Source organism: Granulicatella sp. 20925_1_28, assembly GCF_041433575.1.
Lineage (GTDB): Bacteria > Bacillota > Bacilli > Lactobacillales > Aerococcaceae > Granulicatella.
The window spans coordinates 1-12,842 of record NZ_JAPWBS010000005.1 but is presented as its reverse complement, the minus strand read 5'-3'; the positions used below and the strand labels follow the sequence as shown (position 1 = coordinate 12,842).

Genomic DNA, 12,842 nt, shown 5'->3' with positions numbered 1-12,842 from the left:
GAGGTGAAAGAATGAAATTTGGAATTATTGCCGCAATGGAAGAAGAAAAGCGTCTCCTTGAAGAAGAGATGACGATTGAAAAGAGAACAACCGTTGCCAACTGGGAATTTATTGAAGGCACACTTGAAGAAAAGTCGATTGTCCTTGTCCAATCAGGAATCGGAAAAGTCATGTCTGCACTGGCTGCAGGAATCTTAATCGACCGTTTCGGAGTAGACTTGGTCATTAATACGGGGTCTGCTGGTGGTTTTGACACAACTCTAGAAATCGGAGATATTGTCATTGGAACAGAACTTGCGTATTGTGATGCTGACGTGACAGCCTTTAATTACGTTTACGGGCAAATGCCGGGCATGCCAGCGCGTTTTACCATGAATCAAGACTTTTCACCGTCCATTGAACAAGCGATTGCTAAAGTGGATTTAAAGAGCCATACGGGACTTATCGTTTCTTCAGATAGCTTTATTCATACTAGTGAACAAAGAACACATATTTTAAAACACTTCCCAGATGTGATGGCTTCGGAAATGGAAGGGGCAGCGATTGCGCAAGCTTGTCACGCGTTTGGAGTGCCATTTATCGTAATTCGTGCCATCTCAGATATTCCAGAACGCGGAACATCTGCAGTCGATTTTGATACGTTTATCGTTCAAGCTGGAAAACGATCAGCTCAAATGGTCCATCAACTATTACAAGAATGGGATGCGTAAGGAAGACTACTTCCTAATAGTTGACGTAATCGTATTAGAATAGTAGTATTAAAAGGATTACGAATAAGGAGAAGAATATGGATTATACTGTATTTTCAACAGAGTTTCCGGATGTAAAAGTTTTTTACAACGAACCACTTAAAAATTATACATTTACAAAAACAGGTGGCCGTGCTGCCATTCTGATTTTTCCAAAAGATAAAAAAGAAGCAAGCGCAGTGATGCATTGGCTTCGCGAAAAAGATATTCCAACGACGATTTTAGGAAACGCATCGAACGTCATTATTAAAGATGGCGGAATTAGCGGTGCGGTGATTATGTTAAACGATATGTCTCATTTAACTGTATCGGATACACAAATCGTCGCTGAAGGCGGAGTAGCCTTAATTGATGTCTCAAAAGAAGCTGCGAAAAATGGATTAACAGGCTTAGAATTTGCTTGTGGCATTCCAGGAAGTGTCGGCGGAGCGATTTTCATGAACGCTGGAGCATACGGCGGTGAAGTGAGTGAAGTCGTTGAGTACGTGGAAGTGATTACTCCAGATGGGGAATTCAAAACTTACACAAACGAAGATTTAGACTTTAGCTACCGTCATAGCCATGTTCAAAAAACAGGTGATCTTGTGATTGAAGTTGGATTCCGACTAACCAAAGGCGTTCAAGAAGAGATTGACCAAAAAGTAGCAGAATTAACCCATTTACGCCAAAGCAAACAACCGCTTGAGTATCCGTCTTGTGGGAGCGTGTTTAAACGTCCAGAGGGGCATTTTACAGGAAAACTAATTCAAGACGCTGGACTTCAAGGACATCAAATCGGTGGCGTGCAAGTCTCTAAAAAGCATGCTGGATTTATGGTGAATATTGATAACGGAACAGCAACGGACTATATGGATTTAATCCGTTATGTTCAAAAAGTGATTTTAGAAAAAGACGGCGTTGCGCTAGAACCAGAAGTACGTATTATTGGAGAAGAGCCAACATCGAAATAGGTAAAGGAGGGGTATTGTGAAAGACGGACTGTTTAAAACAATTCTCTACACCATTATTGGGATTGGAATTATGACAACGATAATGACATTAACGTCGATTACAACACCATTTGAGGGAGTATATATTCAATTTGCATATGGCTACCTTGCACTCTTTGCAGGTGTTGCTGGCGCTATTCCAGCGGCCATTGTCGGTTTTACTGGGCATGTATTATTTGATTTAATCTATACGGATCACTTGTGGCTTTCTTGGGCGCTAAGTTCGGGAGCATTAGGCTTCGTATTTGGCTTTGCGATTCGTCGCAACAGCTTACGTCAAGGAGTCTTTTCACAGCACGATATGGTACGATTTAATGTGGTGCAAGCAGCCGTAAATATTGCCATTTTCGGATTGATTGCGCCAACGTTAGATGTATTGTTCTATCAAAGTTCCACAGCAGTTGTATTTACGCAAGGCTGGATTGCAAGTATCATCAACTTATTGACAGTAGCAATCTTTGGAACGATTACGTTGAAGCTATATGCAAACTATAAATTGAAACAAAATAAACAGTAAAAATGCGAAATCCCGAAATTCACTTATAAGTGAATTTCGGGATTTTTGTATATATAGGGAAAGGACGGTTGAAAATCTACCGTCCTTTCGTTTTTGGCAAACATTGTTAGTGGAAGATTAATCCTCACTCGTTTTTGAAAGTGAGATTGCACTTCTTATCCTCTTTAGTACCTTTTCATTTTCCTCTTCGTCTTTGAACATAATGATGGTGTAAAGTATATCCATGACAGTTTGATATAGTAGGCGTGAAGTCAGGCTCTCTGTTCTGTATTTTGCTTCTTGTGAGAAAGCAATAACGGATTCTGTTGCAAGTTTAAGAATTTTACCAGTAGGGTTTCCTGTAATACAAATAACTGGGCAACCATTCTTTTGTAAAATTTTAGCAAGATTAATCGTTTCTAACGAATCACCTGAGTGGGAGAAGAGAAATACGCAATCTTTTTTTGATAATTTACTACAAATACTCAATTGAATATGGTAATCAGAAACATAGTGGCAATTTAGTTTTGTACGAAGAAACTTATGATAAGAGTCTAATGCAATAACGGAAGAACCTCCTTGACCAAAGAAGTATACGTCATGACTCTTTTCAAGTAAACGAACTATGCGATGTAAAGTTTTTTCGTCTAAAAAATTAATCAAGTTTTCTAGTGATTGTTGATTAAAATGAATGGTTTTCTTAGCAACTTCTATATAAGAGTCCGAAGGATCAATCTCAGTATAGTTTACGAAACGTTCTGGTTGAGTAGGGATGATAGAATTAGAAGCTAGTTTAATTTTGAAATCTTGAAATCCATTAAAACCTAATTTTTTTACGAAATTATAAATCGTTGTTTGTGAAATATCTGTTTCGTTTGCCATATCAGCTAAGGTTTTATTAACGAGCTCATCGTTTTTTAATTGTAAAAAGTAGTCCACTAGAGAATCTTCAGAGGAACTAAATTTATTTTTATTTTGTTTAATGATGTTTAATAAATAAATGTTTTGCATGAGAAGCCTCCCTGTTTCCCTTTATTTACAGAAATAATAACATAGAGAATAAAAAAAGTAAATAAAAAATATTTTTTTATAAAAGGGTTTACAAAATAAAATTTAATGTTATACTTTTAGTATAAGTTAACTTTAGAACAGTATACAGAAGGTGAAAAAATTGAAATGGACATTTAGATGGTATGGAGACAATGACCCTATCACATTAGACCACATTCGACAAATCCCAAATATGCACGGTGTTGTTGGAACTCTTGTGAAAAAATTACCAGGAGACTTGTGGACTAAAGAAGAAATTCTTGCGCTGAAAAATGCAGTAGAAGCAAAAGGGCTTACTTTAGCAGGTATTGAAAGTGTATCGATTCATGATTCGATTAAAGCTGGGACACCTGAACGTGACCACTATATTGAAGTGTATAAAGAAAACATCAAAAATCTTGGAGAACTTGGAGTAAACGTGATTTGCTACAGTTTCAAACCAATCTTTGGATGGGCAAAAACAAATCTAGAGTACGAACTTCCAGATGGATCTCATACACTTGAATATGATGATAAAGTGGTTCAACAAATCGAACCGAAGCAAATGTTTGGATTAATTAGCGGACAAACTTCTGGATTCCAATTATCTGGTTGGGAACCTGAACGTCTTGCAAAATTCCAAAAACTTGAAGATATGTACAAAGGAATTACAGAAGAAAAACTATTCGAAAACCTTTGCTACTTCTTAGAAAGAGTGATTCCTGTCTGTGAGGAGTATGGCGTGAAGATGGCGATTCACCCAGATGATCCACCATTTGATATGTTTGGTCTTCCTCGTATCACTAAAAATAAAGAAGATATCCTAAAAATCGTGAATGCCGTTGATTCTGATTACAACGGAGTAACTTTATGTACTGGTTCACTTGGAGCAAATCCAGAAAATGATTTAGTGGATATTATTCACTCATTAAAAGGAAAAATCCATTTCGCACACTTAAGAAATGTACAAATTCTTGGAGATAAACATTTCTTAGAATCAGCTCACTTAAGTAAAGAAGGTTCACTAGATATGTATGCAATTGTGAAGGCGTTACATGACATCGGATTTGATGGCATCGCTCGTCCAGACCACGGACGTACTATCTGGGGTGAAGTTGCAAGACCTGGTTACGGATTATATGACCGTGCAATTGGTATTTCATACTTACAAGGTCTTGAAGAAGCAGTAGAAAAACAATATTAAAGCTTGAAAGGAAGCTATGCAACATGAAAATCGGATTAATTGGACTCGGAAAAATGGGATTGAATTTAGCGCTTAATGCTAAAGAACATGCTTTTGACGTCGTAGGTTTTGATGTGTCAACTGAGTCAGTAGCAAAGGCTCATGAAGCAGGTTTACCTGTTAATCATTCCATCGATGAATTGATTGGAAACTTGGACGATGTCAGAGTGGTGATGCTTAGTCTTCCAGCTGGAAAAATTACAAATGGAGTTGTTAATGAATTGTCAAATCTCTTAAAAGCAGGAGATATTGTCATTGATAGCGGAAACTCTAACTATAAAGATAGTTTGAATAACTATCATACTTTAAAAGAAAAAGAAATTTATTTCCTAGATTGTGGAACTTCTGGAGGAATGAGCGGAGCTAGAAACGGTGCCTGCCTAATGATTGGTGGCGACCAAGAAGCTTTCGACCAAGTGAAAGACTTCTTCGAAGCAATCGCGATTGAAGATGGTTGTCTATTTGTAGATCAACCTTCTGCAGGACATTACTTGAAGATGGTTCACAATGGAGTGGAATACGGAATGATGCAAGCCATTGGAGAAGGTTTCAATATTTTGGAGCATTCTGAATACACATTTGATAACGAAAAAGTCGCAAAAGTTTGGAATAATGGTTCAGTCATCCGTTCATGGTTAATGGAATTGGCACAAGAAGCCTTTCGTAAAGACCCTAAACTTGAAAAAATTGAAGGAGTCATCGGAAGCAATGGTGAAGCTAAATGGACATTAGAAGAAGCACTTCGCCTAGGAGTTCCAACTCCAGTTATCGCAGACTCATTATTTGTTCGAAATAGTAGCTGCGGTGCAGATGAATTTTCTAATAAACTTGTTTCTTCTTTAAGAAATGGGTTTGGCGGACACGAAATGAAGATGAAATAACGAGGAGGCAATTTCATGAGTCATCATAAAATCGCTATTGTCAATTCGAGTAGTTTCGGAAGAATCTTCCCCAACCACTTAGAAAGATTAAGAAATATTGGTGAAGTTGAGTATTTCAATTTTCCACAAGAAATTCCTGGGAAGGAACTAGCGGAAAATTTGAAAGGCTATGACATCATCATCGCAAGTGTAACACCATTTTTTGATACTGAATTCTTTGAACATAAAGATGAATTACTTTTGATATCAAGACATGGTATTGGATTTAATAATGTTAATTTAGAAGCAGCGAGAAAACATAACACAATTGTTTCAATTATCCCCGCGCTTGTAGAACGTGATGCTGTTGCGGGTAATAACATCACGAACTTATTAGCTGTTATGAGAAGAACAGTTGGTGCTTTAGACGCTGTTGAAGAAAATCAATGGGAAAGAAGAGCGTCATTTATTGGCCATTCACTTTATAACAAAGTAGTTGGTGTTATCGGAATCGGAAATACTGGGGGTTGTGTTGCTGAAACACTAAAATTCGGATTCAGATGTAGAGTTCTCGCCTATGACCCTTATAAGACTAAGTTAGAAATCGAACAGCATGGTGCAGAAAAAGTAGAATTTGAAGATTTAATTCGTAATTCGGACGTTATTTGTTTATGTGCAAACCTTACTGAAGAGAATTATCATTTTATTTCAAAGAAAGAGATTGAAATGATGAAGCCAAATGTGTATATTTCCAACTCAGCTAGAGGAGCGTTAGTTGATGAAAAAGCAATTGTAGAGGGGTTAAAATCTGGTAAAATTGCTGGTTTTGCAACCGACGTGCTAGAAGTTGAACCAGGACGCGCTAACCATCCATATCTTGCATTTGAAAATGTAGTGGTTACTCCACATACTTCTGCATATACCATGGAATGTTTAGAGGCAATGGGAGAAAAATGTGTAGAAGATTGCGAGGTGATTGTGGAAGGAAAGCTTCCTGTAAGATCTGTACAAAGTAAAAGTAGTTATGTGAAAGGAGAAGTAAAATGATTGACGATTTAAAAGTGAAAGTTGGTCCACAATATTATCGTTATGCAGTTAATGCAATTGATGAAGTGGTAAATGTTTTGGATGCCCATAAGGCCAAAACAGTGTTAGTAGTTCATGGAACTATTTCATGGAAGAAAGCAAAGAAATTTTTAACCTTTTTAGATTCAGAAAAGTATCGTTTTGTTTTTCATCAATATACAGGTGAATGTAGTTACTATGGAACTGATTTAATTGTAGATAAAGTTAAAATCGAGAATTGTGATTTTATTATCGGAGTTGGTGGTGGTAAACTAACTGATTTAGTTGGTTATGCTGCAAATGTAGCAAATGTACCGTTTGGTGTTATTCCTACTTTGACAAGTAACTGTGCTCCATGGACACCACTTTCTGTAATGTACAAGGAAAATGGAGATTCAGAAGGGAAAACAGAGCATTTTCTACAACAAGCAAGCTTCTTTATAACAGATCCAAGATTAGTAATAGATTCTCCAGTAGAGTATTTCGTAGCAGGTATTGCGGATACTCTTGCTAAATGGTACGAATCTGACTTAATTACTTCTCAAGACTTTTTACAGTCAGAAGCTTTCGTATCGCTTGCTAGATATACTGCAAAAATTTCCAAAGACGTATTAATGGAAAAAGGAAACAAAGCTATCGAAGATATGAAAAAACAAGTCCTTAGTGATGAATTTATTCAATGTTCTGAAATAGTGTTTGCGGTAGCAGGTCTTGTAGGTGGTTTAGGTGACAAATATGCAAGAAATGCAGCAGCTCATGCCATTCATGATGGAATTGCGAAATATATTCATGAAAGTCATAAGTTTTTACATGGTGAGAAAGTAGCCTATGGTATTTTCTACCAATTAGCATTAGAAAATAAATGGAATGTGATTGATGAATTGATTCCATATTATGAAGAATTAAATTTACCTCAATCTTTACATCATATGGGGATTTACCCAGAAGATGAAACTGTGATAGATGATGTTGTTAGATTTGTGGATAGCAAAGCTAAAGTTCATTTGTTACCAATTGAAATTAATTTTAATTATTTAAAAGAAAAATTATTAGAGTTAGAAGAATATATTTCTAACAAATAAAGGAGGAAAAAGGTAATGGAAACATTATCAGTAGTACAAAGTTTATTAATTGCTCTATGGGTAGCAGCTGTTATGTCAAGATGGCTTGGTGGTGGTGCGACCTTAACACTTCGCTTCTCGCCATTAATGACTGGTCTAGTCTGCGGAATTATTATGGGAGATGTTAGTAATGCAATGATTGTTACAGCAGCTCTTCAATTAATCTACATGGGAGTGTTCTCTCCTGGTGGATCAATGCCTTCAGAACCTGCAATTGCAGCAGCAATTGCCGTACCGGTTGCTTTATTAGGGAATTTAACACCAGAAGCAGCTATTGGGGTTGCAGTTCCAGTTGGATTATTAGGAAGTTATTTATATCAATTCAGATTCTTCTTAAATACATTTTTAGGTAAATATACAGATAAAGCTGTAGAAAAAATGGATGAAGGTGCTATCAAACGTTCAATCATTTGGTATCCAACAATTGCTTCATTCTTACTATTCGTACCATTAGTATTCGCTTCATTGTACTGGGGTGCTCCAGTGATTGCAGATCTTATCGGTCAATTAAAAGAAACAGTAGTTCTTCACGTGTTAGAAGTAGTCGGTGGTGGTTTAGCCGCAATCGGTATCTCTACAACAATCTATGTTATCGGACGTAAAGATTACTTAGTATTCTTCTTATTAGCATACTTCATGAGTGTAATCTTAAAACCTTTAAATGTTACAATGGTAACTTATGCAATTATTGGTGTACTTGTTGCTGCTATTTTCGTAATGGTAACTAAAAACAACAACCAACCAGTAGCTGCTAGCCCGGCTGGATCATCAACTGCTCAATTTGACGATGATGACGACGATGATTTTTAATTGGAGGAATAGATAATGAATACTGAAACAACTCAAAAAAATGTGGCGTTAGCTCCTGAAGAAATTACTCAAAAGGACGTTACAAAAGCATATCTAAGATGGCACTTTGCAAATGAAATTCCACACTCATTTGACCGTTATATTTCAGCATCTTTACTATATGCAATGATGCCAATTTTAAACAAATTATATAAAGATCCTGAAAAAAGAAAAGAAGCTTATAAGAGACAATTACTCTTCTTCAACACTCAATTAACTTGGGGTGGTGGGGTTATCACTGGTTTAATGTCTTCAATGGAAAAAGAAAGAGCTCGTCAAGAGTATGAAAATGAAGAAATTACAATGACAGATGACTTAATGTATAACACTAAAGCTGGTTTAATGGGTGCTCTTGCTGGTATCGGGGATGCAATTGACTCAGGTACAATGCAATATATTTTTATTGCGATTGCTATTCCTTGGGCTCAAGAAGGTAGTGCACTAGGTGCATTATTCCCATTCATCTGTTTTGCACTTTATCAACTTTTTGTTGGATTATTCTTTGCTCGTCAAGGTTTCTCTTTAGGTAGAAATGCAACAAGCTTAGTTCATAGTTCAGGTGTAAAAGATGCGATTAGTTTATTATCAATCTTAGGGTTGTTTATGATGGGGATTTTAGCTGGTAACTACGTCAAAGTGACTTCAAGTCTACAATTCACACTTTCTGGTAAAAACTTCGTTATTCAAGAATTACTGGATAAAATCGTCCCTGGTATTTTACCATTAGCAGTAGTAATGGGTGTGTATTATTACTTCGTTAAGAAGGGACTCAAAGTTACACAAGCTTTATTATGGTTAACATTAATTCTTATTGTGTTAGCATCTGTTGGAATTCTATAATGTGGAGGAGCCTTTAATGGGAAAAGTTAATTTAGCACGTGTGGATGAACGTTTAATCCACGGACAAGTAATGATTACACTATCGCAAAGAAATGGAGTAAACTCAATCTTCGTTGTCGATGATGTAGTTGCAAAAGATCCGTTTATGAAGGATTTATATAAGAGTGCGGGAAACCGTACTGGCCAAAAGACAATTGTGATTTCTGAAGAAAAAGCAAAATTCTATTGGGATGAATACAAATTCAAAGACTATAGCTGTATTTTAATTGCGAAAACAGTAGGAACAATTGCAAACCTTGTAAAACATGGAGTTCCAGTAGAGGAATTAAATATTGGTGGTATTGCTAAGAAAAATGATGAAGATGTGTTAGTAACAAAATCTGTGCATTTAAATAAAGCAGATGCTGAAACTTTAAAAGATCTTCGCGACAATTATGGAGTTAAAGATATTTATTTCCAAGCTACTCCTTCAGCAGGCAAGACATCATTAGATGATGTGCTTAAAAAATTTAGTTTATAAGAGGTAGAATCATGGAAAGTAATCGCCAAATGAACGATTGGATTGTTCGTTATGGATTTCTCTTGAAAAAGAGAAATACTGACAAACAAAAGGATAAATTTATTCAAACGTTTCTCTCAGATGTCTTGAACATCCGAGATGATATCAACGTCATCGAAATTGAGGAGAAGAAAAGAAAATATCACAATATTTATATTGGGGATGTTTCTAAGGCGGATAAAATTATCACTACGTATTTCGATACGCCAATTGTTTCATTTGGCGATTATTCTTTCACGGATACTGAAAAGAATAAACGAAATACGTTGACTCGAATTGCTTTTGAAAGTGTTGCTAGTTTATGTATTGGCTTAGGAATTTTCTTTTTCCTAATGCGAGTGTTCGAAGGAACATTACTCACAACAGTTCTGACTGTTTTTGCGCTAGCTTTCTTCTATGTGTTTAATGGAATTGTCAAAGGTAGACCTAGCAGCAAGACGCAAGTGAGAAACACTTCATCAATTATTGAAGTGTTGAGTTTACTTGAAAAATACAAAAAGAATAAACGAGTAGCTTTTGCCGTTGTTGATGGTGGTTGCACGAATGGAATCGGTTTTGTTGCATTAAGAAATAGTGTCAAGGCTCAATCAAAAATTTATGAATTAGATAGCGTTGGAGCAAACACTACCTTAACAGTGACGGAAGATTCTAACCAAAAGAGTTTCAAAATCCATCCGGATCTAGATTCTTTAGGTAATGTTATTCTTTCAGAGAAGATAGATGACGAACTTTTAATTCGTCAACGTCAAAAAATCGAAACCATATTGGAGGAACGATAATGCAAATTTTAATTGTAACGCATGGTGAATTAGCTGCTGGATTTAAAGATGCAGCAGAAGTGATTTTTGGTGAAGTCAAAGGAATCACAACAATCGGATTGCACTCAGGTGAATCTGTAGAAGCATTTGGAGAAAAAATCTATGCTACATTAGCAGGTTTTGACGAAAATGAATCAGTACTAATTATTGCGGATTTATTAAGTGCTTCTCCATACAACCAATCAGTGCTTTCTGTAAATAAATTAGATGAAAAACGTGCTGAAAATGTACGCTTAATTGCTGGAGCAAGCTTACCAATGGTTCTTGAAGGGATTAACCAACAACTCCTTGGTAGCGACTTAGAAGCTGCAGTGAATGAATTGAAAAACTATACAATCTCTGATGATTATGTATGGAAAAAATCTGTCGTTGAAGAAGCAGACGAAGACGACTTTTAGGGGGTATTTTTATGCCTAAGCAAGTCGCAATTTTTGATATGGATGGTCTATTTGTGGATTCTGAGCGTATTTATGCTGAAGGATGGAAACAAGGCTTTAAAGAATACGGAGTTATAGTCCCAGAAGGATTTGTTGAGTCTTTAACGGGACAAAGTTCAGCGGCTAATGATGCAAAAATTATTAGTTTGTTAAATGATTCAGAGTTAGCAAAAAAAATTCGTGTTGTTCGTGAACAATATTATCAGGAAAAATTAAATAATAGTGAAATTAAGTTAGGAAAGTTTGCTAAAGAGCTTGCTGAAATTTTAAAAGATAAAGGTTTTAAAGTGATTTTAGCTTCTTCATCAACTAAAAAGAGAATAAATGAGTTACTTTCTAAAAATGATGCTTGTGACGTTTTTGATGCAATCGTATGTGCAGATCAAGTACAAAAACTCAAACCAGCACCTGATATCTATTTAGCGGCACTAAACTGTTTTGACACTAATTCAAAAGATGCGATTGCTTTTGAAGATACAATAGTTGGTGCAACTGCTGCAGTGACAGCAGGTATAGATGTTTGTCTAGTTAGTGAACTCTTATATCGGCAACAATTAAAACTCGAGCATAATCAATGTTTAGGTTTATTCAGAGATTTAGAAGAAACATACACATTTTTGGAGGCGAATCAAGTATGTTAGTTGAACAATTAAAGGAAAACTACTTCTTTGCGGTTATTCGCGGGAAGGATAAAGAAGATGCCAAAAATATTGCACGTTACGCGATTAAAGGTGGCATTTATAACATTGAAATTACATTTTCAACACCAAAAGCAGATGAAGTGATCAAGGAATTGATTGAAGAATTCAAAGATGACAACAAAGTTATCGTTGGCGCTGGAACGGTAATGAATTTAGATCATGCTGCTTTAGCAAAAGCTGCTGGTGCAAAATTCTTAGTGAGTCCACATTTTTCACCAGAGATTGCAAAATACGCAGTGGAAAATGACATTGAATATTCTCCAGGATGCGGAACAGTGACAGAAGTGGTCAACGCGACTGCTGCTGGTGCTAAAATCGTAAAACTATTCCCTGGTGGAACGATTGGTAAAGGATTCATCCAAGCCATCCACGGACCAATTCCGGAAGTGAATTTAATGCCTTCTGGTGGTGTTTCAGCTTCAAACGTAAAAGAGTGGAAAGAAGCTGGAGCCTGCGCGGTAGGTATCGGTAGTGCGCTTTCAGCTAAAGTTGCAACTGAAGGATACGAAAGTGTAACGCGCGTAGCACAAGAGTTTATCAAAGCTTTAGATTAAAACGACGCTTTGTTAGAAGGGGTTAAGTGACTGATGTTGCTTAATTCCTTTTTTGTATGAATACGACTCAAGAAAAAATTTTGATTTTTGTACGGTGGACATACTATATATGGGGGAATACAGATTAGTAGGTACAAAATAGCTTCAAAAAATTAAAAATAATTTTTCTATAGAAAATAAGAATAATTCCTTCAATTGTACAATTAGTATATAGAAAACACCGGTTTTCATATAAATTATAAGATGACAAATAATCAGAGCTAGTTTGGATAAGTAGAAGAAAAGTGTTAAAACTGAGAAATTAAAGTTTAGTTTTTAACAGTGGTACATTATCAGCTCCTTTTTAAAACTAATATTATATAATTTTAAAAGACGTTATTCATTATTTGAATAGCGTTTTTTTAGTGCAAAAATCTTAAGTAAAAAAGCAAAAAGTAACATATATGCTACAGTGAAGTGCCCCCTGTCAAGTAGACAGGAAAATAATTAAAGTGTATGACGAGTTCTTATGAACTCGTCTTTTTATTTATGC

At 36.0% G+C, this 12,842-nt stretch carries 15 protein-coding genes; 14 read left to right on the top strand and 1 reads right to left on the bottom strand.

All coding sequences use genetic code 11. The annotated features are described in order from the left end of the window. Positions 1-11: 11 nt before the first annotated feature. The 3 genes from O3793_RS03975 to O3793_RS03965 all read left to right on the top strand — a co-directional run bounded on the left by O3793_RS03975 (position 12) and on the right by O3793_RS03965 (position 2,255). Entirely contained in the window at positions 12-710 is a 699-nt protein-coding gene (locus O3793_RS03975) for a 5'-methylthioadenosine/adenosylhomocysteine nucleosidase (protein WP_371445809.1), read from the top strand. 77 nt (positions 711-787) lie between these two features. After that, complete coding sequence (murB, locus tag O3793_RS03970) at positions 788-1,699, top strand: UDP-N-acetylmuramate dehydrogenase (protein WP_371445806.1); 912 nt, start codon at positions 788-790, stop codon at positions 1,697-1,699. 16 nt (positions 1,700-1,715) lie between these two features. Then, positions 1,716-2,255, top strand: a complete 540-nt coding sequence (locus O3793_RS03965) for an ECF-type riboflavin transporter substrate-binding protein (protein ID WP_371445804.1) — start codon at positions 1,716-1,718, stop codon at positions 2,253-2,255. Positions 2,256-2,372: 117 nt separating this feature from the next. Here the strand turns inward: O3793_RS03965 and O3793_RS03960 are convergent, their stop codons facing one another. Continuing rightward, a complete protein-coding gene (locus O3793_RS03960) occupies positions 2,373-3,245 on the bottom strand; it encodes a MurR/RpiR family transcriptional regulator (RefSeq protein WP_371445803.1) in 873 nt (290 codons plus the stop codon). A 160-nt stretch (positions 3,246-3,405) separates the two neighbouring features. Here O3793_RS03960 and uxuA point away from each other — a divergent pair, with 160 nt between their 5' ends. The 11 genes from uxuA to O3793_RS03905 are packed head-to-tail and all read left to right on the top strand — an operon-like array spanning position 3,406 to position 12,310. Continuing rightward, positions 3,406-4,467, top strand: a complete 1,062-nt coding sequence (gene uxuA / locus O3793_RS03955; RefSeq protein ID WP_371445801.1) for a mannonate dehydratase — start codon at positions 3,406-3,408, stop codon at positions 4,465-4,467. Then, positions 4,461-5,387 carry a phosphogluconate dehydrogenase (NAD(+)-dependent, decarboxylating) gene (gene gnd, locus O3793_RS03950; RefSeq protein ID WP_371445939.1) on the top strand — a complete coding sequence of 309 codons (927 nt, stop codon included), beginning with the start codon at positions 4,461-4,463 and terminating at the stop codon, positions 5,385-5,387. The genes uxuA and gnd overlap by 7 nt, the downstream gene beginning before the upstream one ends. Positions 5,388-5,402: 15 nt before the next feature. Beyond that, complete coding sequence (locus O3793_RS03945; protein WP_371445800.1) at positions 5,403-6,413, top strand: D-isomer specific 2-hydroxyacid dehydrogenase family protein; 1,011 nt, start codon at positions 5,403-5,405, stop codon at positions 6,411-6,413. Beyond that, positions 6,410-7,513 (top strand): iron-containing alcohol dehydrogenase family protein, encoded by a 1,104-nt coding sequence (locus O3793_RS03940; protein ID WP_371445797.1) that lies wholly within the window; start codon positions 6,410-6,412, stop codon positions 7,511-7,513. Before O3793_RS03945 ends, O3793_RS03940 begins: the two co-directional genes overlap by 4 nt. A 15-nt stretch (positions 7,514-7,528) precedes the next feature. Next, on the top strand, positions 7,529-8,362 hold the full coding sequence (locus tag O3793_RS03935) for a PTS mannose/fructose/sorbose/N-acetylgalactosamine transporter subunit IIC (protein ID WP_371445795.1): 834 nt from the start codon (positions 7,529-7,531) through the stop codon (positions 8,360-8,362). A 15-nt stretch (positions 8,363-8,377) separates the two neighbouring features. After that, on the top strand, positions 8,378-9,241 hold the full coding sequence (locus O3793_RS03930) for a PTS system mannose/fructose/sorbose family transporter subunit IID (protein WP_371445794.1): 864 nt from the start codon (positions 8,378-8,380) through the stop codon (positions 9,239-9,241). Positions 9,242-9,257: 16 nt separating this feature from the next. Beyond that, positions 9,258-9,761, top strand: a complete 504-nt coding sequence (locus O3793_RS03925; RefSeq protein WP_371445792.1) for a PTS system mannose/fructose/N-acetylgalactosamine-transporter subunit IIB — start codon at positions 9,258-9,260, stop codon at positions 9,759-9,761. An 11-nt stretch (positions 9,762-9,772) separates the two neighbouring features. Beyond that, positions 9,773-10,579: a hypothetical protein gene (locus O3793_RS03920; RefSeq protein WP_371445790.1), complete on the top strand. Its 807-nt coding sequence runs from the start codon at positions 9,773-9,775 to the stop codon at positions 10,577-10,579. Then, the gene (locus tag O3793_RS03915) at positions 10,579-11,016 is read left to right on the top strand and encodes a PTS sugar transporter subunit IIA (RefSeq protein WP_371445788.1); all 438 of its coding nucleotides are present in this window, start codon (positions 10,579-10,581) and stop codon (positions 11,014-11,016) included. Before O3793_RS03920 ends, O3793_RS03915 begins: the two co-directional genes overlap by 1 nt. An 11-nt stretch (positions 11,017-11,027) precedes the next feature. Next, positions 11,028-11,696 carry an HAD family hydrolase gene (locus tag O3793_RS03910; RefSeq protein ID WP_371445786.1) on the top strand — a complete coding sequence of 223 codons (669 nt, stop codon included), beginning with the start codon at positions 11,028-11,030 and terminating at the stop codon, positions 11,694-11,696. Beyond that, the gene (locus O3793_RS03905; RefSeq protein ID WP_371445784.1) at positions 11,690-12,310 is read left to right on the top strand and encodes a bifunctional 4-hydroxy-2-oxoglutarate aldolase/2-dehydro-3-deoxy-phosphogluconate aldolase; all 621 of its coding nucleotides are present in this window, start codon (positions 11,690-11,692) and stop codon (positions 12,308-12,310) included. Before O3793_RS03910 ends, O3793_RS03905 begins: the two co-directional genes overlap by 7 nt. Positions 12,311-12,842: the final 532 nt, after the last annotated feature.

Bases quoted from the DNA above. Each gene is read 5' to 3' on its own strand.
- O3793_RS03975 (WP_371445809.1), top strand. From the start codon at position 12: ATGAAATTTGGAATTATTGCCGCAATGGAAGAAGAAAAGCGTCTCCTT.
- O3793_RS03960 (WP_371445803.1), bottom strand. From the start codon at position 3,245: ATGCAAAACATTTATTTATTAAACATCATTAAACAAAATAAAAATAAA.
- O3793_RS03935 (WP_371445795.1), top strand. From the start codon at position 7,529: ATGGAAACATTATCAGTAGTACAAAGTTTATTAATTGCTCTATGGGTA.
- O3793_RS03910 (WP_371445786.1), top strand. From the start codon at position 11,028: ATGCCTAAGCAAGTCGCAATTTTTGATATGGATGGTCTATTTGTGGAT.
- O3793_RS03940 (WP_371445797.1), top strand. From the start codon at position 6,410: ATGATTGACGATTTAAAAGTGAAAGTTGGTCCACAATATTATCGTTAT.
- O3793_RS03915 (WP_371445788.1), top strand. From the start codon at position 10,579: ATGCAAATTTTAATTGTAACGCATGGTGAATTAGCTGCTGGATTTAAA.
- murB (WP_371445806.1), top strand. From the start codon at position 788: ATGGATTATACTGTATTTTCAACAGAGTTTCCGGATGTAAAAGTTTTT.
- O3793_RS03945 (WP_371445800.1), top strand. From the start codon at position 5,403: ATGAGTCATCATAAAATCGCTATTGTCAATTCGAGTAGTTTCGGAAGA.
- O3793_RS03925 (WP_371445792.1), top strand. From the start codon at position 9,258: ATGGGAAAAGTTAATTTAGCACGTGTGGATGAACGTTTAATCCACGGA.
- O3793_RS03920 (WP_371445790.1), top strand. From the start codon at position 9,773: ATGGAAAGTAATCGCCAAATGAACGATTGGATTGTTCGTTATGGATTT.
- O3793_RS03905 (WP_371445784.1), top strand. From the start codon at position 11,690: ATGTTAGTTGAACAATTAAAGGAAAACTACTTCTTTGCGGTTATTCGC.
- O3793_RS03930 (WP_371445794.1), top strand. From the start codon at position 8,378: ATGAATACTGAAACAACTCAAAAAAATGTGGCGTTAGCTCCTGAAGAA.